General features: G+C 66.7%; 20 protein-coding genes and 2 pseudogenes. 12 read left to right on the top strand and 10 right to left on the bottom strand.

Annotated elements, in window-relative coordinates; all coding sequences use genetic code 11:
• Positions 1 to 125: 125 nt before the first annotated feature.
• A complete protein-coding gene (locus tag DLJ58_RS32355) occupies positions 126 to 632 on the bottom strand; it encodes a GNAT family N-acetyltransferase (protein WP_124862535.1) in 507 nt (168 codons plus the stop codon).
• A gap of 328 nt (positions 633 to 960) precedes the next feature.
• On the opposite strand from DLJ58_RS32355, the gene DLJ58_RS32350 reads away from it, so the two are divergent.
• Together DLJ58_RS32350 and DLJ58_RS32345 are read left to right on the top strand one after the other, a co-directional pair.
• Complete coding sequence (locus tag DLJ58_RS32350) at positions 961 to 1,950, top strand: AraC-like ligand-binding domain-containing protein (RefSeq protein ID WP_158629655.1); 990 nt, start codon at positions 961 to 963, stop codon at positions 1,948 to 1,950.
• A 144-nt stretch (positions 1,951 to 2,094) separates the two neighbouring features.
• Entirely contained in the window at positions 2,095 to 2,559 is a 465-nt protein-coding gene (locus DLJ58_RS32345) for a hypothetical protein (RefSeq protein ID WP_124862529.1), read from the top strand.
• A 383-nt stretch (positions 2,560 to 2,942) separates the two neighbouring features.
• On the opposite strand, the gene DLJ58_RS32340 is transcribed toward DLJ58_RS32345, so the two are convergent.
• The 3 genes from DLJ58_RS32340 to DLJ58_RS32330 all read right to left on the bottom strand — a co-directional run bounded on the left by DLJ58_RS32340 (position 2,943) and on the right by DLJ58_RS32330 (position 4,417).
• Positions 2,943 to 3,650: a DUF4386 domain-containing protein gene (locus tag DLJ58_RS32340; RefSeq protein WP_124862526.1), complete on the bottom strand. Its 708-nt coding sequence runs from the start codon at positions 3,648 to 3,650 to the stop codon at positions 2,943 to 2,945.
• Positions 3,651 to 3,770: 120 nt separating this feature from the next.
• Entirely contained in the window at positions 3,771 to 3,995 is a 225-nt protein-coding gene (locus DLJ58_RS32335; RefSeq protein WP_124862523.1) for a helix-turn-helix transcriptional regulator, read from the bottom strand.
• Between the two features lie 2 nt (positions 3,996 to 3,997).
• Complete coding sequence (locus tag DLJ58_RS32330) at positions 3,998 to 4,417, bottom strand: hypothetical protein (RefSeq protein WP_124862520.1); 420 nt, start codon at positions 4,415 to 4,417, stop codon at positions 3,998 to 4,000.
• A gap of 351 nt (positions 4,418 to 4,768) precedes the next feature.
• Here DLJ58_RS32330 and DLJ58_RS32325 point away from each other — a divergent pair, with 351 nt between their 5' ends.
• The 5 genes and pseudogenes from DLJ58_RS32325 to DLJ58_RS32305 all read left to right on the top strand — a co-directional run bounded on the left by DLJ58_RS32325 (position 4,769) and on the right by DLJ58_RS32305 (position 9,339).
• Entirely contained in the window at positions 4,769 to 4,984 is a 216-nt protein-coding gene (locus DLJ58_RS32325; protein ID WP_124862518.1) for a hypothetical protein, read from the top strand.
• 43 nt (positions 4,985 to 5,027) lie between these two features.
• Positions 5,028 to 5,285 (top strand): transcriptional regulator, encoded by a 258-nt coding sequence (locus tag DLJ58_RS32320; protein ID WP_124862515.1) that lies wholly within the window; start codon positions 5,028 to 5,030, stop codon positions 5,283 to 5,285.
• A 465-nt stretch (positions 5,286 to 5,750) separates the two neighbouring features.
• Complete coding sequence (locus tag DLJ58_RS32315; protein ID WP_124862512.1) at positions 5,751 to 6,059, top strand: hypothetical protein; 309 nt, start codon at positions 5,751 to 5,753, stop codon at positions 6,057 to 6,059.
• Positions 6,060 to 6,786: 727 nt separating this feature from the next.
• A complete protein-coding gene (locus tag DLJ58_RS32310; protein WP_244219219.1) occupies positions 6,787 to 8,451 on the top strand; it encodes a hypothetical protein in 1,665 nt (554 codons plus the stop codon).
• Between the two features lie 69 nt (positions 8,452 to 8,520).
• Positions 8,521 to 9,339 (top strand): annotated as a pseudogene (locus DLJ58_RS32305) (IS5 family transposase).
• A 6-nt stretch (positions 9,340 to 9,345) separates the two neighbouring features.
• Here the strand turns inward: DLJ58_RS32305 and DLJ58_RS32300 are convergent.
• Positions 9,346 to 10,128 (bottom strand): annotated as a pseudogene (locus DLJ58_RS32300) (transposase family protein).
• Between the two features lie 153 nt (positions 10,129 to 10,281).
• On the opposite strand from DLJ58_RS32300, the gene DLJ58_RS32295 reads away from it, so the two are divergent.
• Positions 10,282 to 11,220, top strand: coding sequence for a phosphotransferase (locus DLJ58_RS32295; protein ID WP_124862509.1), 939 nt, complete (start codon positions 10,282 to 10,284; stop codon positions 11,218 to 11,220).
• Between the two features lie 88 nt (positions 11,221 to 11,308).
• Entirely contained in the window at positions 11,309 to 11,557 is a 249-nt protein-coding gene (locus tag DLJ58_RS35245; protein WP_425271363.1) for a transposase, read from the top strand.
• Positions 11,558 to 13,213: 1,656 nt separating this feature from the next.
• Here the strand turns inward: DLJ58_RS35245 and DLJ58_RS32285 are convergent.
• Positions 13,214 to 14,434: a tetratricopeptide repeat protein gene (locus tag DLJ58_RS32285; protein WP_158629654.1), complete on the bottom strand. Its 1,221-nt coding sequence runs from the start codon at positions 14,432 to 14,434 to the stop codon at positions 13,214 to 13,216.
• Positions 14,367 to 15,401, bottom strand: coding sequence for an integrase core domain-containing protein (locus DLJ58_RS34795; protein ID WP_244219218.1), 1,035 nt, complete (start codon positions 15,399 to 15,401; stop codon positions 14,367 to 14,369). Before DLJ58_RS34795 ends, DLJ58_RS32285 begins: the two co-directional genes overlap by 68 nt.
• Here DLJ58_RS34795 and DLJ58_RS32275 point away from each other — a divergent pair.
• Positions 15,400 to 15,582, top strand: coding sequence for a hypothetical protein (locus DLJ58_RS32275; protein ID WP_124862502.1), 183 nt, complete (start codon positions 15,400 to 15,402; stop codon positions 15,580 to 15,582). The genes DLJ58_RS34795 and DLJ58_RS32275 overlap by 2 nt on opposite strands.
• Here the strand turns inward: DLJ58_RS32275 and DLJ58_RS32270 are convergent.
• Positions 15,579 to 16,745 carry a PucR family transcriptional regulator gene (locus DLJ58_RS32270; protein ID WP_124862499.1) on the bottom strand — a complete coding sequence of 389 codons (1,167 nt, stop codon included), beginning with the start codon at positions 16,743 to 16,745 and terminating at the stop codon, positions 15,579 to 15,581. The genes DLJ58_RS32275 and DLJ58_RS32270 overlap by 4 nt on opposite strands.
• Before the next feature lie 249 nt (positions 16,746 to 16,994).
• Here DLJ58_RS32270 and DLJ58_RS32265 point away from each other — a divergent pair, with 249 nt between their 5' ends.
• Positions 16,995 to 17,465 carry a hypothetical protein gene (locus tag DLJ58_RS32265; RefSeq protein ID WP_124862497.1) on the top strand — a complete coding sequence of 157 codons (471 nt, stop codon included), beginning with the start codon at positions 16,995 to 16,997 and terminating at the stop codon, positions 17,463 to 17,465.
• A gap of 53 nt (positions 17,466 to 17,518) precedes the next feature.
• Here DLJ58_RS32265 and DLJ58_RS34995 read toward each other — a convergent pair whose 3' ends face one another.
• Positions 17,519 to 17,653, bottom strand: a complete 135-nt coding sequence (locus tag DLJ58_RS34995; RefSeq protein WP_279635927.1) for a hypothetical protein — start codon at positions 17,651 to 17,653, stop codon at positions 17,519 to 17,521.
• A 197-nt stretch (positions 17,654 to 17,850) separates the two neighbouring features.
• On the opposite strand from DLJ58_RS34995, the gene DLJ58_RS32260 reads away from it, so the two are divergent.
• Entirely contained in the window at positions 17,851 to 18,606 is a 756-nt protein-coding gene (locus DLJ58_RS32260; protein ID WP_124862494.1) for a formylglycine-generating enzyme family protein, read from the top strand.
• A 1,282-nt stretch (positions 18,607 to 19,888) separates the two neighbouring features.
• Here the strand turns inward: DLJ58_RS32260 and DLJ58_RS32255 are convergent.
• Positions 19,889 to 20,902, bottom strand: a complete 1,014-nt coding sequence (locus tag DLJ58_RS32255) for a cytochrome P450 (protein WP_208741454.1) — start codon at positions 20,900 to 20,902, stop codon at positions 19,889 to 19,891.
• Positions 20,903 to 21,087: the final 185 nt, after the last annotated feature.

Raw genomic sequence — 21,087 nt, 5'->3', positions numbered from 1 at the left:
GCCTGTTTCATGAGGGCGGTCGAGGCGAGGCGGAGTCCGGGCGGCGATCCGGCAAGGCGCGGTTTCGGCGGGCCGGCGGGCGAGCTGGTCGGCGCGCTCCACGATGATTCGGCCTGAGCTGGCTATTACTCGGCTTCAACCGCGGTGCGATAGGCAGTCAAGCCGCGTCGTTGATAGTTGCGTAGTGCATTCGGATGGTCCAACGAGCATGTGTGCAGCCAAACCCTGCGTACAGCCGGAGACTCCACGGCCTCACTGTCCCATGCTTGCCTGATGGTCAGCGTCAGCGCATGGCCACCGAGACCCCTCCCGACATATTCGGGTAACAGCCCAAAGGTGGTGATCTCCACAGCACCTTCAGGCTGGGGTTCCAAATTTGCAACCCCCACGGTCTCGTCCTTCAGGGTGATGAACCAGTACTGGCGCCACGGACGACACCGCATCAGCTCCTGCCACTCTTCGTTCGTGCGAGACGCACTCCGCCACCCGTAGGGGGCTCCGACCTGAGCATTGGTGGCACGCACGAGCGGCAGGCCACCGTCAACGCGCCGTAGGAGAAGTTCCGGCACCACCTTCCCAGGTCGCAGGTCCTTGGCGTTATTCATCTCCAGGTAGGTGACAACCTTTGCCATCCCGGCAGGCTACCCATCGTGCCGAGTAGGCCCAACACGAGCACTTCTGAAACACGGCCCAGGCGGTTGCCGACCATCTGTGCCACGAACACCGATGGCGGTCGCGTCGCTGGGGGAACCGCCGCCGGAGGTGCGCGACCGGCGAACCTGTGGCCGGTGCCTGCCGCTGAAGATCATCGTCGACCGCACGTCTTGACGTCGATGTTCCTCAACCCCACAAGCGCACGCGGTGCAGTACTCACGGTGTGCTCTAATCCCCATAGAGACGCCGGACTATGTAGTCGCCCTGGTTTCTTGCTGTCTGTCCTGTGCCGAAAGGATGATGACGATGATCCAGACGTTGTTCGACAGCACGGACTTCCCGGTCGACGAGCGATTCGACCGCTGGCACGAAATGGCGATGCGATCGCTCGCGGCCTCGGACATAGCCACCGAAAGCCCGCACCAGGACTTTCGGGCAACGATGCAACATCTCGACCTGGGCGCGGTCCAGATCGTCGCGATGACGTATCCCTCGTTGCGGTGTAGGCGCACGCCGAGATTGATCCGGCAGAACGACCCCGAGTACCTCAGCTTGGGGATGATCCTGGAGGGCAAGCAAGGAATCGCCCAAGGCGGCCGGGAAAGCATCGCGGGGCCGGACGACCTCGTGCTCTACGACACGTCACACCCATACGAGGCGCACGTGACCGCCGCGACTCCGGTCGTGGCTCGCACGGTGGTGGCACAGTTTCCCAGAGCGCTGCTGCCCACGCGCAACTTCGAGCAACTGCTCGGCGCACGCATGTCCGGGAGAGTCGGAACGGGAGGTTTGGTCGCACAGTTCCTGTTCGGACTGGTCAGGGACGCAGACCACTACGAGCCTGCGGACTGCCCTCGGCTGGCCACGGTCTTCCTCGATCTACTGTCCATCACACTCGCCCGCGAACTCGGCGCTGGATGCGAACTGCCGCCCGAGAGCCCTCAGAACGCTCTTATGCTGCGCATTCACGCCTTCATCCAACAGCACCTCGGTGATCCGGAGCTGTCCCCGGTGACCATCGCCGCCGCGCACCAGATCTCGGTCCGCCATCTCCACCAACTCTTCCGGCAGCAGGACTTGACCGTCTCAGCCTGGATCCGTCGTGAACGACTGGCCCGTTGCCGCCGCGATCTCGCCGATCCCCGGCTGCGAGGCCGTCCGATCCACGCGATCGCGCTGCGCTGGGGCTTTCCGCGACCGGCCGATTTCACCCGGACATTCCGGCTCTCCTACGACATGACGCCGAGCGAGTATCGGGAGATGGTTCCGCACAGCCTGGTCGGCGTCGAGAGCTAAGCGGCGTGCGCTCTGCGCTAACGCCATCCTGACTCGTGGCGTCCACAATGGCTGGCAGGTCGACTCGCGCACCCACGTAAGCGCGATACGGGGACTTGACCCTGTCTCTCCACGATCGCTAGAGCATGGAGGTTTCACGCACTCATGAGATTCATCAAGAGGACGGCCATGGTGGCCTGCGCAACGGCGACGGCAGTTTTGGCATTCTCCGCGCCGGCCAGCGCCGCCACCACGCTGAACTTCTATGCCAACGGACCAGCTGACTCGGGCCGCGGCTGTGATATGACGACCAAGGCGGGGGGCACGTACACCTACTACGCGAATGGCGGCGTCAAAGGTGGCTACCAGGCATTCGCAGGTGGCTTCGACGCATGGGAGCGTGATCTCTGCCCGGATGGTTACGGTGCGGCGCTGCACCTGACCTATTACAAGTGGAACGGCAGCTCATGGGTCTACTCGACTGCCAACCCGATCAAGGTGACCACCGGGGCCTACGACACTGTGGATCACAGCTGGACCTTCAAAGACGTTCGCGATGTGAAGATTTACAGCTGCAGGATCAACGGTGCTGGCGCGGTCTCGTCGTGCACCCAGGCAACCCTCTTCTAAGAGGACGGAACGGGCGCCGGCCCGCTGGTCACCCACGACATCATGCGGCTGTGGATCGTCTCCGGCCTTCCCCGCCGCCCCTCGCCGAGCTTCCCGAAGGCTGCGGCATCCCGCCGGTGAAAGTCGCCGCGGCAGTCGCTTAACACGACCATCCACCTGCCGGGCTCCGCACCATGAGGTTCGGGGCCCGGTCGGGTGGCGGGGCGGTCAGTAGCCGTCGCGTTCGGAGGGCGGCCCGTACTCCTCGACGAAGTGACAGGTGCACGTACCGCCCTCTTAGGAGGCCTTGTCGTTCTCATCGCGCGGCGGGTGCGTTTCTATCTGAGTGATTCTGGATCTTGGTTAGGCTGCCAGGTCCTTCCCGGCGTGCATTAGGCAACGCTTCAGCTCGCCACCGGCGTCGGCGGGTGAACGGTTGGCGGCGCTTCGTCCAGTACCTGCCGGCGCACGCCGCGGATGAGCAGGTAGCCGACCATCCAGAACTCGCCGACGGATGCGGGGTACGCAAGTGCCTCGGCGACGACCTGTGCGTCAGGGGCGAGGTATCTGATGAACGCGCTGAGCACGTACCCGACACCGCCACCGACGAGGGTCCAGCCCAGGACGCGGGGCATCCAGCCCGATCGCAGCACGCACCAGCCCATGGGGATAAGCCACAGGCCGAAGAACAGTGCTCCCACGCCCCACAGGTTGTCGCTGACCAGGTACAGAACCTGGACGTTGGCCGCCGCGTCGCCGACCGGGTCGACCGATACCTCGACCGTCGTGGCCAACAGTGCCGCGCTCACGAGGCCCACGATCGTGTTGACCAGGCCGAAGGCGGCGATCCCGCTCGCGGCAGAGGAGTCTACGGTGCGGAACAGGCGATAGAACCAGACGGCGGCGAGGATCTGGGTTACGACCATGCCCAGCTCCAAGGCAACGCCAGCGCGGGCGAGCGACTCGTGCGTAGCCAGGTTGGCCAGCGTCGCATTGGGGTCGTCGGCTGCGAAGATCTGCGGGCGGACAATAAGGAACCCGAGTACGCCGGTGATGGCATTGCCGAGGTAGAACAGCCCGGTCATGCGGGCGGTACGTGTCAGCGCGTGCATCGTGGCTCCTTCTCGATCCGGGCGAGGCGTTGAGGGGTTTGCAGGATCTCCCCTTGATTTCGGGTGCGTGGAACCGGGCCGCGAGGCGGTTGCCTCGCGCGCCGTGTCACGTTGTGGGGTCTACTGTTCGGTGTCCGGGTATCCGAAAACCTCGTCGAGTGGCACCCGGAATACCCGCGCGATCTGGAACGCCACCTCCAATGACGGCGAGTAGCGGCCCTGTTCGATCGCGATGATGGTCTGGCGGGTCACGCCGATGCGGTCGGCCAACTCCGCCTGGGTCATCTCCCCGTGGGCGAAGCGCAGCGCCCGGATCGAGTTGGTAACCCTGGTCGGCTTGCCCATGGCTACCAGCCCCGCCGGTACGCGACGATCTTCACCGCCGACGAGGCGAGCGCGGCCAGGACGAACGCCAGGTAGAGCGCATGAGCGATCCAGAAGTGCTCGACCTTCGCCATCGCCAGGACCAACGGCACGATCGCGGCGATGCTCATCACGTAGAACCCGACGTACTCCCCCCGCCGGTTGATCTCCCGATCGCGCTCGTCGGTCCTGTCCGCATCCTTGGGCGAGGCCATGGCGGCCACGATGGACAGGACGATGCCCGCGCCGATCCCGACGCCGATCGAGGTGAGCATCGGCCCCACGTAGGCGATCCTCGCCACGTCCGTACCCGGCACCTTGGACACGACGGTCGCCAGGTAGGCGATCGGGACGACGGCGCCGATCAGGGCGAAGATCCAGGTGCGCTTCTCCTCGGAGGACATGTCCCGCTCCAATGTACGAAAAACTTGACATGTCGAAGGTAAAACAGTTCCGACATGGTGTCAAGAATCTTTAACACAACATGGGGCTGGCTCGCGCACGGGCGATCGCGGGCAGCCGGCCAGCCTATTCGCCATGCCCGAACACGAAAACGGTGACGACTGCCGTCGTCGAAGGCCACCCGGTCACCCCCCGCCCCAGCGGCGACCACGCCATGCGGGTGCGGGACTTGGCCACCGCCCACCAGGCCAGACAGGACGGGTGCTTCTCCCCGACCAATCGCCGCCGTAGCCACCGCGCCCGCCGATCGCTCGCGGTCACAACGTCCTCAATTCGACAGAAGCGGAGGCCGCGTGGAGATGTCGACTGGACACCCGTCGGGCGGGTTGATGATCTACCTCGACAGGCACCTGACCGGCCTGTCATTGAACGGCTTGGTACTCGACCAGGACCACGAGCGCACCGGCCAGGTAACAAAGAGGCTGATCGGTGCAGGATTCAGTCGCAAGGTCATTACGGACATGATTGTTCACCGACGACACGACCTGGGCCCCGCAGGCAACCTCTGAAGCTGGCAGACTGCCCGAGCGACCAGCCACTATGGTGCCGGGTATGACCGCCGCAGAGACCCCGGAGCACATCGCCCGGACCCGCATGGTCACCGCCCGGGCGATCCTGCAGGGCCAAGCCGATCTTCGGACGTACCCCTATCGCCTCTTGGCCGTGGTCTCCCATCACGGCGTCAGCGGCGACAAGGTCAGCGAGGCGGTTGCCGCCGCCGAGGTCCTGGGCCAGTTCGGCTGGGACCTCGTCAACGTCTCGGAATTCGCCTCCAACAAGATCGTCTACGCCTTCCTGCGGAAACGGTGACGATGGCTCCCTGTTGGACCTGACGCGGCCGAGCAGGTGACCGCTATCGAACCGTGGCGTTCCCTGGATCTGCTGATCGCCCTACTGGCGCGTCGCGCGCGACCGTCGGCACGCGCTCGATGATTGCCCTGCTGGAACGTTAACGCTCGCCCTGGCCAGGCGATTGCGCAACATCATCGTCGAAGAGGAGCCCTTCGTAAACTTGGCGCGTCGGCCGCCACTACCACCGTGCGAACACTTCTCACGTGTGACCGGTCGATGCCCCCGGGTCAGAATGGGGCGTCATCGATAGGCGGGAGTGGACCATGTCGGCGGAACTGGTGATCACGGCGGCGTTGGCAGCCGGGGCGGGCGCGGGTTTGAAGGACACTGCCTCGGCGGCGGAGCGCTCCCGGTAGCTGTCCGGCGTCGACAGCTATGCTCAGATCAAGTCATGCCAGGGGCCTGGGGTGCGGGGGAACGGCAATGATGATCGTGCTCTTCGACGATGACCGAGAGTGGTACATCCAGGGCGGCGTCTTTGAAGACATTGTCGATTCAGCGCCCGCCGGGATGCTCCAGGACGACGATCTGCTTATGCACCTGCGGCCCGCCCGAGCGATGGGTCTGCTAGACCTGCGCCGCAGGGAACCAGATCGAGCCGAGCGTATCGTCGCCGCTCTCACTGAGGGCGTCATCGAACGCATGCGGAAGATCGACCAAAGCGATAATAAACTTGTCGAGTTCTACAAAGGTCTGTTGAAGATCGCTGCCAGGCGAGATGCAAACGACTGACGGCAGAGCCTACCGTCCCATCCCGAGGCTCCTATCAACGTCATGATCTGCTGGCCTTGCACCTGCAGCCACCGGCAGCCACCCCTCCCCTCCCAGATGAGCGGTTGACCTGACCCTGCACGGCTGTGGAGCCCGCTCCTGGACGACCAACGTGCCCTCCGGGGCCACCGCCCCCATGCTTGGGCTTGCCGCGCGGACCCCGGCGCGAGCGCCAAGGCCAGCCTGCCGCTGACCGCCGGTGGTCTTGCCCCACGGCCCGTCGGCGGTGTCGGCGATCGGCGCGTATCCGGCGGTGGTAAGCAGGCGCCGCATCCCGGCCGCGGCGTCCCGTGGGTCCGGAACCCGGGCGAGGGCCTGCAGCAACCCTGGCGTGTCCTGTTTCGACAGCGGCAAGATGCGCTGCTGCACCGCTCGCGACTCCTGCGTGACAAGACGCCCTTAATAGACAGCCTAAAGACCGGCTACCTGTAATGCATTGATCGAGGTCTTGACTCTATGCGCCGCCCTGCTCATGATTTACTGCGGCGGTTCAACAGTGAGGGTCAATGTGATGACGCAGGTAGAGCCACCAGTAGGAGACCCCACATCAGCCGTCACTCTCAGCGAGCTTGGACAAAATGGCCGACTCGCGCGTGCCAGTTCAGGCGCGAGGGATTGGCTGACACGTGGGGCCCATGGGCGGGAACTGAGCATCGCGGGCCTCGGTTCGGTGCTCCTCGCTGTCGCGATGATCTGGCTGATCCCGCCGTACGCGGTTCGCGTGGTGACTGCCGGCGCCAAGACTGTGCCGATCGCCGACCCGGCCCACACCATCGTCGGTGACGTGGGTGACCCGACGGCCCAAGCATGGCTGGTGGGATGGGGCGGCCACGCTCTCACCCACGGTCTGCGTGGCCTGTGGGATACCAACGCCTTTTATCCCGACAAATACGGCCTGGCCCTGAACGACAGCCTGCTCGGCTATGCCCCGGCAGGGCTGATAGGCAGCGGTGTAGTCGGCGCCGTGCTGCGCTACAACATCCTGTTCGTGCTGGCTTTCGCGCTCGCTTTCCTCGGCGGCTACGCGCTCCTGCGCCAGCTTGGCGCGAACAAGGTCGCCGCCGCGGTAGCCGGGGCCGCCCTCGCCTACGCGCCCTGGCGCTACGGCCACGACGGCCATTTGAATATTCTCTCCACCGGTGGTATCACTCTGGCCCTGGCGATGCTGGCACGCGGCCACGGACTCTCGTTCACCCGCGGCTACCTTGCCGAACGAGTCCGGCCGGGCTGGGCGTTCGCTGGCTGGCTGGTCGCGGCCTGGCAGGTCAGCCTTGGCTTCGGCGTGGGGCTGGGATTCGTATACGTCCTCGCCGCCCTCTGCCTGATCACACTGATCGCCTGGCTGATCCACCGCCCACGCCTTAGCATCCGGCTGATCGTCGGTGATCTGATCGGCGGGTTGGTCTTCACCGCGGTGACCGGATACTTCGCGTACGCGTACCAACACGTGCGCGAACTCAACCCACATGTCACCCGGGACTGGGACTACGTCGCGTTCTTCTCCCCGACGCTGCGCGGACTTCTCGTGGCTCCGCAGTCCTCGCTGCCCTGGGGCACCCTACACAACGACGCCCGCACCGCTCTTGGTGGCGCACCGACTGAGAAGGTGCTGCTATGCGGGTATGCACTGTATCTACTGGCCTTCGCCGGCCTGTTCCTATCCCGCTGGTCACCGGCGCAGCGGCTTCTGCTGCTGTTTGGGGTGGTCGTCGGAGTGTCGTTCGCGCTGGGCACGAACGGGCCGATCTACCGTCTGCTCTATCTTTACGTGCCCGGGTTCGATGGATCCCGTACACCAGGCCGGTTGATCTTGTGGCCCACTCTCTGCCTGGCCATCCTCGCGGCCGGCCTGGTTACCCAATTAGCCGAGGTGGCTCGCAGGGGCGCCAAGCCGAAATGGTCGGTGGGAGAGGCACGGCTACTGACCGTTCCGTTGCTGGTCCTCGTGCTAGCGGAGGGCCTGCCTGACCTGCACCACCCCCAAACCCCGGCCAAACCGGCCGCGATGGCGCTAGCATCCGCGCACGCTCCGATCATGGTATTGCCGTCCGACGACAGCATCGACCTCCACGTCCTACTTTGGTCGACCGACGGTTTTCCCGCCGTGGTCAACGGTGCGGCCAGCTACACCACACCCAACCGTCAGGCGATCCGCGACGTTATGACGACCTTCCCCAGCGAGCCGGCCTTGGATCGGTTGCACCAGCTCGGCATCCGCAGCGTCGTCCTGCTGCGCAACCGGGTCCAAGGCACCCCATACGAACCACTGCTTAACATCCCCGACGTACCCGGCATCACCCGCCACGACGTCGGGTCAGACGTGGTTTACACCATCGACGCCAACACGAAGTGATGGTGGGCGTGTCCTCGGGATACGAGGATCGTTCTGTCTGAACGTGAGGAGGGTGAGCAGCCGCCGTGGATCGTCTCGGACGAACGCTGCGCCGAGGTCAAACCGCTGCTGCCATCCCGACCACCACGCCGGCCGGTTCCCCGGCCGCAAGCCCCATCGGCGACCGCAGAGTGTTGTGCGGGATCCTGTTCGTGCTTCACACCGCGATTCCGTGGGAGTACCTGCCCCAGGAATTGGGGTTCGGCTCTGGAATGACCTGCTGGCGCAGGTTGCGGGACTGGAACGACGCCGGCGTGTGGCAACGACTGCACGAGATCCTGCTCGCTAAGCTGCCGGCCACCGATCAGCTGGATATGTCAAGGGCGGTGATCAACGGCTCCCACATCCGGGCGCTCAAGGGCGGCCCAAAACCAGTCCGAGCCCGGTCGACCGCCGCAAGCCAGACTCGAAACACCACTTCATCACCGATGCGGGCGGCATCCCCCTCGCCGTCACACTGACCGGCGGCAACCGCCACGACGTCACCCAACTCCTACCCTGGTCGACAAGATCTCACCGATCAAAGGCGTCCGCGGCCGACCCCGGCAACGACCCGACCGGATCTACGCCGACCGGGGCCACGACTACGACTGCTACCGACGCCAGCTACGCGCCAAGGGCATCACCCCGGTCATCGCCTGACGCGGCACCGACCACGGGTCCGGACTCGGCACCCGACGCTGGGTCGTCGAGCAAACCACCGCCCTGCTGCACGGGTTCCGCCGCCTCCGGATCCGCTGGGAGATCCGCGACGACATCCACGAAGCATTCCTCACCCTCGCCTGCGCCATCTGCCCTGCGGCTGGTGCGACGACCCCGCCCGCCGCGAGGAAGCGGGCATCGCAGTGAGCCTTTTCATCCTGCGTAGCGGTTGGCTTCGACCTGGTGCAGGACGAGGATGGCCTGCACGATCGCGGTTGCACGGCGTGGGCAGCAGCGCAGCTTGGCCAGGATCTTCCAGGTCTTGAGCGTGGCGATCGCCCGCTCGCCGCGGGCGCGGATCTTCGCGTGCACCCGGTTGACCGCCTTCTGCCGGCGTGACAGCTTCGGCCGGAAGCGGCGCCGCTTGAACGGGGTACGCACGCTGCCACCGGCGCCCTGCTAGCCCTTATCCGCGAAGGTCATCACGTCTGCGCTGGTCAAGGCGTCGATGATGCCCTGGGTGCGGGCGGCGGTCAGGTCATGCGTCGCACCGGGCAGCGCTGCCGAAGCCCAGACGAGACGCCCGGCCGCATCCGCGATGACCTGGACGTTCACGCCGTAGCGTTTGTGCTTACCCGAGTAGTACGGCCTCTGGTCGGCGACCCGGTCGATCGGAATCAGCGTGCCGTCTAGGATCGCGTACGCCAGCCGCCGGATGCGCCGCATCGCGGTGTTGAAATCCTCGGCGGCTGCGCTGAGCAGGGCGATCGCTTCCTGGACATGGCGCCAGGCGGTGGCGACGCCAACCTGGAAGCCGGCGGCGAGCCGGGTGTAGGTGTCGCCGTTGCGCAGGTGGGCCAGGGCGAGCAGGGCCTGGCGGCCCGGGTTCAGCCTCCTCCATCGGGATTTACGCTGCTGACGGTGGCTGCGGATGCGGTCGGCGAGGTGGTTCAGGGTCCGGCTGGACAACGGGATCGTGGCAGGGTAGGACAGCATGGCGAGGCTCCCGGTCGGCATCGGATCTCAATCGACTTGCTGTCCTAACTGGAGCCTCGCCCCCATCGATCAGCACCCCCATCCGACCCAGCTGGCACACAAGATCAGTTGGACAGGCTCATTGGCGGGTCGTCGCCGACCTCAGGAGGGTCCATGCATCCGCCGACGGAATCCCAGCGCATGCAGGCCAAGTTGCCCCCGTGGCTTTCGTTGGTGTCCGATGGCCAGGCCGCGGTCGGCGGCGACCGGCTACGGCACTGGGGTATCAGCGAAACATGGCGCATTTGCTGGACCGACGGCTCGACGACAATCGTCAAACGCGGTGCCGGCGAGGAGGCTCTTGCGCTTGAGGTGTACGAACAACTGCTCATGCCCTACCGAATCGCGGCGCCAAAGCTAATCGCGGCGCATCGGGGTAACGGCTTCGTCGTCCTCATGTTCGAAGACCTCGGCAGGCGGTCGCTGGCGGAACACCCGACCGTGGGTGGCTGGCTCGCGACGGCGCGGCTACTCGCACAGCTCCGGCACGCGGCACAGGAGCGGGTGCAGGCCTCCAACCGGTTCCGGTTCTCGACGGCCGAGATCGCCGATACGCGGGCGCGGGCGGCTGTCGCGCTCACCCGCGTACGGCCGGACCTCGCCGGCGCCCTGGACGCATGCGAGCCGGTACTCGCACCGAATCTGCACCGGCTCGCCGGGATGATCCGAAACACGATCATCCATGGCGACTTCGAGTCGAAGAACATCGTGTTGACCGACGCCGGGCCATACGCGGTCGACTGGTCGACCGCACAGATCGGAGCGCACCTCGGTGACCTTTACAGCCTGGTGCGCGACGCTGGTCTGACCAATGGACCGACAGACGCGATCATCGCCGCATACGCGGACGAATGCGCACTACTTGGTGCACCTGCGGTAGACCTGCAGTGGCAGCTCGCCCTCGGCGGGATGGTGTGGACTCTGCGCGCGCTGCGCTGGGTGCTCGAGGAGGGCATCCACGTAGTGCCGGACGCAAGCACGTGGATCGACGAGCTGGTCGAGCAGGCCGCCAACGCCACCGACAGCCTGCGGGCCTCGACGCCCGGCCACTAACTCTGGTCTTCCTGAAGGCCTAACGTTGATCGATCCGCGAACCTTGTCTACCTCCGCCCACCTGCAAGATCAGGATGAAAACGGCTCAGTGAACGTCGGGTTCGCCACGAAGCCCGCGTTGGGTCTGCGGATGGTCGAATGTGCCATTACCGCCGGCCTGCCAGCGCGGTGGGTCACCGCGGACGAGGCCTACGGACAGGACTCCAAGTTCCGGACGTGGTTGCAGCAGCAGCCCATCGGCTACGTCCTCGCCGTTCCCCCGCAGCCAGCGGGTCCCCGCCTTGGTGCTTCGGCCTGGCCGGCACCAGGGCGCCCAGGTCGGTGCCGCGCAGCGTGACCCCTCCAGGACGAAGACCTGATCCGTATCACCGGGACCCGGTGGGCGATCGAGGAGTGCTTCCAGACCGCCAAGACCGAGGTCGGCCTGGACCACTACCAGGTGCGTCGATACGACGCTGGTACCGCCAACGTCACCCAGTTAGTCACCCATCTCCCCTGGACGGACGGTCGGTCAATCCCAAGGAGGAGGAGGAATCAGGCGCGTGGATTGCTGAGATCATGCTACGCATGCGGGACGAGAACCTCGTGGGACTGTGGGACAGCGGCCCGTATGACTACGGGTCGATGGAGTCGAGTTGGCTTTGCCTTCGGGGTGACGGCACCGGCTGGACCGCTTGGGCCAACGCCGCCGGCGGTGCCTCGGTAAGTCACCTCACCTGGAGTTGCCCTCACCAGGGCGCGGTTGAGCTGCGATACAGATGGACGGCGTCGGGCAGTGGCTCCCCTGGTAAGCTGCCCGTCCTCGACGAGATCGATGAGGAGGGCCCGGACCATACGCTGGTCCGCACACGCTACGCTGTCCGCATCGACACACCGCCGTTAGGCGACTCGCCGGTCACCAGCCTGCATCTGGACCAGAGCATCGAGTGCTCTCGCCGCTTCGCGCTCCTGGCTCGGGAAGTCGATCCCACCGATCCCTCAGACCATTCGGTAGTCAGACGTTGAAGCGGAACATGGAGCCGCCGTCCGGCCACCAGCATGAATGGCCCGCGACACCTGCTCGCAGGGCGTCTCGGGCTGCCATCGTTGGTGGCTGATTAACGACGTTTGACAGTGTCTTGTGGCCCCTGTGTGCCCCACACTGCCAGCCGCGGGCACAGCGTGGTCACCCCCGGGCGGCGCTGGTCAGCCCTTCCGCTGCCGTACGGGGAAGTCGGGCGGATACACCGCCTTGGCCACTCAGGACGACGCAGCTGGGCGGCGACCCCGCCGGGGGATCCATAAGGCGCTGCGGGAAGGGTAAGGGCGCCGCTGGAGTACCTTCAGCTGTGAGGCCGCGCCTCCGCAAAACCTCCGCAATTTCCTATATGCGTGACGTTCGAGCATTCGGCCAAGCTGGTGAACATTACCCCCATCGTTCCCGCACATCGCCGACCGCCCGACCATCTCCAGCAATTCCGGTAGGCGATCCGCCTCAATCAGCGCGGCCCGGTCAAGGTGGAGCACCCCACCGTCTGAACGACCTTGACCGGGCATGCCCCAGCTGCTCGGCTCTGCCCGGACGAAGGTTGTCTGGATGGCGCCAACCATCCCAGAGCGCCCGAGCGCCCCGCCGGGAGGCACGCCCTGGTCGTCGCCTTCAACATCGAAGCCCTGGATCTGCCACTCATCATGGCGGCCCGGGGCTTCTTCGTGCGTCGCGTCGTCGGCGGGGCTGCAACCGTTCGGGGTGCGCCCGTGCGCTTGCGCTAAGGCGCGGGGTCCCGAGCGGCGACCTGCTTGGGTCAGCCCCTGGTCGGCGGCGCGAGCGGCCTGCGAAGCGGGCCGCCTTGATCCCGTACAGACAGTTCTCACAAACTCTGTTCGAAGCCGGTGTCCGGTCTCTGAACCTGCGTGACACATCGGTATCAAGACCTGCGTGACACTGCATCGGGTCTTGAGCGCAGACATGAACTCCCGGATGCACGGGGTACTGACCGGCACCAGCATCAGGTCAATCGGAGGCAGCGCTCGCGGAAGTCTGCCGCTGTACGAAAAGGTCTGCCTCCAGCAACCGGCCCGAAAGCCGGCCCGCCTCGTGAATGTCATCGGCGGTCATTCGTGGCACGATCGCGTGTGCTTCGTGGATGCCATCGCCGCTGCCGACGTTCAACATGGCTAGGTACCACCGAAGTGCTTGCACAAGGTCGACCGGTCCGCCGAATCCGTCTCGGTACCAGCAAGCCGCCGCGAACATGCTGCCCTTGTCGCCGGCCTCAGCGCCGCGCTGGTACCACTGCAGCGCCTCCTCGTCGAGGTCACGCTCACTGAGTCGGTCACCCAGCCGCGGATATGCCTCGATGATCCCGGCCTCAGCCGCTTGGCGTAGCCAGCGCACCGCCTCGTCGGACCCACCGGACAGCACACCCAGGTTGAACGCAGCACATGCGTCCCCTGCCTCCGCTGCGGATTGATAGAGGGAGGCCGCCCGAGCGTCGTCCTGTGTCGTACCAATGCCGTGCTGGACCAGGTACGCGAGCGTGCGCTGGGCGACCGGGTCCCCGTCATCCGCCGATGCGGTCAGCAGCTTCACCCCTCCGGCCGGATCTCCGAGATGGAAGGCGCGGATCACGCCGAGCATCGTGCGCGCCCGGCGGTCCACCGAAGCCGGTATGCGCAGCTTCGGCGCGAGCAGAGTCAGTTCCCGCTCGGTCATCTCGATGCCCGCCTTGGCGGCCTCCAGGTACCAGAACGCAGCCTCCGGCAGGTCCACCTTGTGGTATGCGAAGAGGGCGCCCAGGTCGTGCAGCGCCTGCGTCTCCCCGGCGGCGGCAGCCATTCGCCAGTGTCGCTCCGCCTTGTCCTGGTCCATGGGCACGCCCTGACCGGTGCCGTACATCAGCCCGACCATCCGAAGCGCAGGCACACCGCCCAGTTCGACCGAGCGCTGATACCACCGCAGCGCCGCCGGCTGATCCTGTGCGACCCCCCGGCCGATGGCGTGAAGCACCCCGAGGTTGTGCGCCGCCTCGGCGTTTCCCAACTCGGCCGCGCGCTCGTACAACCCGCGGGCCCTCACCGGATCTGTCGGCTCGCCCTGACCGCTGCTGGCCAGCTGGCCCAGCAGCAGCAGCGCCCGGTCATCGGGCCCGGCCAGCTCCAACTGCTCACGCGCCTCCCCGAAGGCCCCGCGCTGCACAGCGAGCACTCCACGGTCGTACGGCTGCAGTGTCACGCGGGCAGTGTAGAGATGTTGCGGACCAGCCATTGACACAGCACTTGTGTCCATCACTAGCCGGACGTGTCACCCACGTCCCGAGACTGATTGGGCGTCGCTGGACCCGGGCGGTGGTCAGGTCTACGACCTCCGGCGGCCGACTCGGTGGCTGCTGGTCCAATGAACGATGCGGGCGGTGGCCGTTGTAGTGGGCCACGTATTCGCTGAGGACCGCCGCCAGATGACGCTCGCCGACGATGAACATCCGGTCGGTGCACTCCCGGCGTACGGTGCCCACCCAGCGCTCGGCGAACGCGTTCGCCCGCGGTGCCTGCGGCGAAGTCATGATCACGTCGATGCCCGCGGCGGTGAACACCGCGTCGAAGGCCGCCGTAAATTTCGTGTCCCGGTCGCGGAGCAGGAACCGCAGTTCGGCCACCCGCTGGTCGAGGTCCGACAGCAGGTTGCGCGCCTGCTGCGCTACCCAGGCGCCGTTCGGATGGGCGGTCACCCCGACGACGTGGACCTGGCGGGTGGCGATCTCGACGAAGAACAGCACGTAGACCCGCTTGAACAGCACGGTGTCGACCGTGAAGAAGTTACATGCCAGCATCGTGTGGGCCTGGGCGGTCAGGAACTGTCGCCAGGTGGGCCCGGACCGCCGCGGCGCGGGGTCGATGCCGGCCTGGTGGAGGAACTTCCACACGGTGCTGGCCGCCACCTGGTAGCCCAGGCCGGCCAGCTCACCTTGGATGCGCTGGTGCCCCAGGTCGGGTTCTCCGCCGCCAGGCGCAGCACCAGCCCACGGACCCGGTTGTCGACCGGCGGCCGGCCCGGCCGGGCATGCGGGTTGGTCCATCGTCGCGCGACCAGCTCCCGATGCCACCGAAGCAGTGTCGCTGGGGTGACGAAGAACGCCGACGGCGAGCTGGGACAACATCTGCAGAACCTGGCGAAGCAGCAGGTACATCAGCGATGTGCTCATGGCCTTCATCGTGTCGGCCAGGTCGATGTCGAGCGAACTGCAGCTCAGCCGACGTAACCCAATTCTCGAGCCCCACATGCCCGTCCGGCATGATCAGCTCGCTACAGGTTTCGATGCGTTCGGTAACAAGCTGAGCTACATCAGTATGAAGAACATGGAGCTCACCCGGCTGCTGATCTAGCCGGCGAGGATCCGGGCGACGGCGGTGCTCAGCACGCGTACGCCGCGGGTCGAGCCCGCCTCCAGCCCGGTCAGGTCGCGCACCCGGGTCAGCCGGTAGTCGAGCGTGCGCGGGTGGATGCACAGCGCGGCCGCGGTGTCGAGCCGGTTCATGTCGTGTTGGTAGTAGGCGTCCAGCGTGGCGACCAGGTCGGGGCCGGCGTCAAGTTGCGCCGCCACCACCTGGAGCCACTGCCCGACCTCCGCCAGCCGGGCGGCGCCCAGCTCGGCGAAGACGTCGGTGACCGTGTACGCGTGGCGCGGCACGGCCCGCACCGGTGCGACCTCGCTGACCTGCCGGGCCAGCGCCACGGCGTCGCCGAACGCGCGCACCCGCCCAGGCGCGGTGCCGGCCGCGCACGGCCGGCCGGTCATCGAGGCCACATCGCGGGCCAGCGCGAGCCCGCGCTCGACCGCCGGCTGCCGGCCGCCCGGCGAGCTGGGGATCAGCGCGACCACCTCGTGCGGCTCCGGCCAGCTCAGCGGCATCCAGTGCATCTTCAACAGCGCGCCGGCGAACTCGTCCCGCGCCGCCTGGTCCGGCCCGGGCGACCCGCCAGCCACCCGGACCACCGTCGCGACGACGTGATCGGGGACCGGCATGTGCAGGCCGCGCGCCAGGTCGGTCGCGCTGTCGTCGCCGGCCAGCAGCATCACCGTCAGCAGCCGCACCTGGGCGACGGTCGCCAGCGCGCGCCGCTGCCCCTCGATCCAGCCCCGGGTGTACGCGCCCTGGGCGGCCAGTCCCGCGGGAGCCAGCCAGGCGAGCGTGTGCATCGTCGCAGCGATGTCGTTCGGGCCGGCCGCCTCGTACACCTCGCGCAGCGTCAGCCGGGTGTGCACGAGCAGCACCTGCCGCTGCGCGGTCAGGGTGAGTCCCTTCTCGCCGCGCTGGCGGCCCATCGCGGCCATCAGGTCCAGATCCTGCACGTGGAACGGCGCGCTGTCCGCCGCGAGGTCGACCGTGCGCTGACGGAGGAAGACCGCGAAATCGAGCATCTCCGACCGCACCTGCGGCATGGCCGCGAGGTTGCGGTATTCCAGCAGCTCCTCCTGGTAGGCGTCCACCGCCCGGCGCGCGTTGTCGGCCACTCGCTGCCGCCACAGGCTGAACAGACCGCCCATGCCGGTCAACGGTAATCGATGCGTTCCGGCCACGCCGCCCGGTTGACGCGGACCGGACAGCCTTGCGGACATTCGCAAGAACCGGGGTACGCCCGCGACCCGGTTCTCGCAATATCACGAAGACCCGGCCACCGGAACCCTGGAACGCTTCGCCATAGACGTCAGACGACGGCCCGGCCGGTTCGGGCGCGACCAGGTACGCGCCCCGGCATCCGCAGATCGCACAGCAATCGAGAGGTGGTTCTGGTTATGACATGGCGTAGTCGACCCTCCGCCGGAGCACGATCCGGCATTCTCCGCGCATCCAGTCTGCTGTTGGCCGCGACGGCGATGCTCGCCGCGTTCATGGCCGCACCGTCCGCGGCGGTCGCGGCACCCGCGCCGAGCGGCGACGCGGCTGTCGCCGCCATCGGAGCCGAGCGGGCATCGGCGAGCTCCGCCGGCACGTTGAGCGTCACGACGTCGACGGCGACCGCCGCCTCACCGGCGAAGGGCGGCGGTTTCTCGGTGATGTCGGGCTCCTGCCCGTACGCCGGGCAGTACATCGACCCGTGGCTGATCGTGTTCCAGGGCTGCACCCTCACCGGCCAGCCGACGACCGCGGTCAGCGCCCGGTGCTCCAACGGGGCCACCCTGGGCCCCGTGCACGTGCCGCCCGGCGTCTACGACATCTATGTCGACTGCTACCCGGCGTTCTTCAGCTCGCTCACGTTCATCTGATCGGCCCACCCGGCACGGATCCCGTTGCGGGATCCGTGCCGGCGGTGCCGGTCTCAGGGCGGCGCGTCCAGGTGCGGGCCGACCGTGTTGGCGAAGCGGTTGCCGTTCGTCACGTCCCAGTTGACCGACCAGGTCATCGCGCCGCGCGGGCAGACGCGGCGGCCGACCTCGTCACGTGTGAAGGTCAACAACCGCTGTTTCCGCCGGTCGACCGGCGGCTCTCATTTGACACCCAACCTGCGGGCGAGCTCCTGCCCTCCTCGCGTTGGCTTCCGCAACGTGTGCGGCTAACTGCTACGGGGTACGTGACGGCAGCACGATCGAGCGCGAGCTGCGGGGCATCGGGAGAGATCACCGGACGGGTTGGCTGCTAGCGTTCGCCGCCATGTGGACCGAGGAGGTCGTGGCCGGGCGACCGGCGTGGCGGCACATCCCGTCGGGGGTCGTGTTTCGCGAGGTTCTGGGCGGCGCGTTCCGGATGGGGCTGTCCGATGCGGAGCTCGATGCGGTACGCGCCATTGAGCGCAGCGGCGGTGTCGAGGACACCATCGACCCGTTCCTTGCCAGCGCTAAGGACGCACAACCGGTACGCGAGGTGCACGTCGAGTCGTTCCTGCTCGCCCGGCACCCGCTGACTGTGGCGCAGGTCCGGTACTGGCTGCCCGAGTACGAAGACGACTACGCCGAGGCGGACACCGGCACGGCTCGGCTCGAAGGCGACCTGGAGTGCCTGCTCGAGTTGTTGCCGTTCGACCTGCCCAGCGAGGCGCAGTGGGAATACGCGGCCCGGGCCGGCACCACCACGCTGACGTTCCGGGGTGACGGGAAACCCGACGAGGACCAGCTTCTCGACGACTTCGGCGACGAGACGCGGACGGCCGTCGGCGAGAACGCGTTCGGGCTGGCGGCGATGGGCTCGGCGAACGAGCTCTGCGCCGACGTGTGGATCCCCGGGTTCGACGGCGCACCGTCGACCGCGCGACCGCGGACCGGAGACGGGCCCCGGACCGTACGCGGCGGAGCCGCCGATTCATACCCGTGGCAGGGCTGTGACGAGTGGCTGCTACTGCTCTCCGCCACCCGGTACGAACACGCCGACTTCACAGCCGTACGCCCGGCCGCACCACTGCCACCCCACTGAGGCTGGTGGGAATGGATCTGTCGCGAGCCGGCAAGCAGGCTCGATGCTCGCCGAGCAGGGATGCGGCGCCGTCCTTCGGCCTCACCGCTCGCACAGCCCGCTTGGTCCCCCGCAGCACGGTAGTCCGGTCCGAACCTGCCGGCCGGAAACGACGCTACGCGACGAGTCAGGGCGATCGAGACGTATCCCGATCTCGACGGGGTCCTCGATACGCGGCCTCGACGAGCGACGTTCCATCGATGGTGAGGACATTGGCGCGCCGAGGTCGAGAGGACGGCGTCGCGGCGTCGTGCGGCCTCGTAGGCCAGGTGGGCAACACGGCTGTCCTCACCGGCTGCTGGCAGGAGAGCTGTGACTTCCTCACTGTCAGCGTCGGGGGTTTAGCAAGCGATGTGTCCGGCTCCTGACCCAGCTTCACGAGAGGGTCGTGCCGCTCGGTACCGCCTGCACCGCCGCAGCGAGACGTGTCGCAGATCAGTGAGCTGACGGCCGATGGGTGCTTGCCGGGAGGCTGCTTGCCGCAGACACGTCGCGAAGACGCCACTGCCGGCGGCCATGGTTGTCAAATCCATGAGGTTGAGCGTCGGCATCCCCTGAGAGAGCGAAAACGAGCGGAATGCCGATACCCCCCAATACTGCACCGCAGAGGAATTGCCGTTTACTGCCCGGATCAACGGCGGCAGCTGCACGCGGTCACGAGAGCACGTCACCTCCCGCCTCCGCGTCGGCGGTACTGCGACCCCGATTCACCGTCAACGACACACCTCCGAGCTATCTCCGCTGGTGGCCCGGGGCTTCTTCGTGTCGTGCCGCCGGCAGGGCTGCAACCGTTCGGGGTCCTGTGGCTACCGGCCATCGAAGGGGAGCCGGCGACGGATCGCGTCCGGGTGGCATCGTCGCGTGCGCATTCTTACCGCCGGAACGCTTCGGCTGGTTCAACTCGCGCGGCGCACAACGCGGGATAAGAGCCGGCATGCGGGCAGCTACGTCCGCCGTGCCCGCGCAATCGCGCAGACGGCCGACGCGCCCACGATTGATCGTGCTGAGGTCGTCCGCCCATCACCAAGGGTAGGCGGGGGCGGACGACCCGAGCCGCAGACAGGGCGTTTGACCAAGGTTGCGACTAGCCGATAGGCATGGCCGAGTCTTGGCGGCAGGTCCGGCAGTAGGAGCTTGAGTTCAGCACGTAGGGGAACGAGCCGCTACCCGGGCTAGGGTTACCGATCTGCTCCCTCTCGCAACTGCCCTAGTTGTCCCCTGAGGCTGCCGGACGATGACGGCGTCAGGCGGTGAAGGAGACCGGCAATGAATCGAGGCTTCGGACCGTTGCCGTCGTCCGTCGCACCGGTGTGCCAGCTAGCCGCAGCCGAGGGGCTTCGGTCAAGCATAGAATCAGCTCGCGAACCGCCACCCTGCCGAAGGCTGCTCCGAGACAGCCATGAACGCCCCAGCCAAACGACAGATGCCGGTTAGGCGATCGATCCAGCACCAGCTCATCCGGACGCGTGAACTCGGTCTCGTCGCGGTTCGCGGAGGCCATCAGGGTCAGCACGATCTGCCCACGCTCGATCGTCGTGCCATGGATGACCGTTCGCTCAGTAGCGACGCGACTAGTTCCCTGGGCCGGCCCCTCGAAGCGGATCAGCTCGTCAGTAGCGGAATCGAGGAGTTTGCGGTCTGCCCCGCGCAGGGCATTGAGCGTTTCAGGTCGTTCGATCAGTGTCAGGGCAATGTTGCTGACCGTCGCAAAAAGGGTCCCGTAGCTCGCGTTGAACATCACACCTGCGGTGTTGTGCACGTAGTGCGGCGGAACCTGGAGCTGGCCGGCGGTCTCCCGGATGGTGGCGAACACGCCAGGCCGTCGTTCGGCGGCGTACCACTGGTCGACTAACGAGTTGAGCTGAGTGCGGGCATCGTTCCCGACTGCCGCTCGTTCGGGGCGCAGCCCGATATCCATCCGGCGGGCGATGGAGTCCGACAACTTGACGTACCACTGCAGGTCGGGGCGCTGCACTCCGAACAAGTGCGAGGTGATCGTGAGGGCGACCGGAGCGGCGACCTCCTTGATCCAATCGAAGCGCTCACGCCGCGCGAGGTCCGCGAAGATCCCCGTGATCTGCTCCCGTGCCTGGGCGCCAGCGGTGTCAAGGTCTTGAGAACGCAGGGCGTTCATTAGGACGCTCTTCAGTGGTCCTTGGTCCGGTGGATCAATCGTCTGGATGTTCTGCAGGAACTCCGGCAGCTCCGCCCCTACCCGCCGGCGGTCTCGCGCGAACGTGTCGTTGTCGCGCAGCACGTCGCGGCAGTCTTGATACCGGCTGAGCACCCATGACTTCATGCCCTCGTGCCAGAAGATGGGCGCTGTTCTACGGAACCGAGCGTACTGAGGATACGGGTTGGCGAGCATTTCTGGAGACAGAGGGTCGTATTCCACGGCTGTAGACAAATTGCCACCCCTTTTGATGGGTTCCCCGTGCGCAA

The sequence above is a fragment of the Micromonospora arida genome (assembly GCF_003857035.1).
GTDB classification, from domain to species: Bacteria; Actinomycetota; Actinomycetes; order Mycobacteriales; family Micromonosporaceae; genus Micromonospora; species Micromonospora arida.
This window is presented reverse-complemented; position numbering and strand designations above follow the sequence as displayed.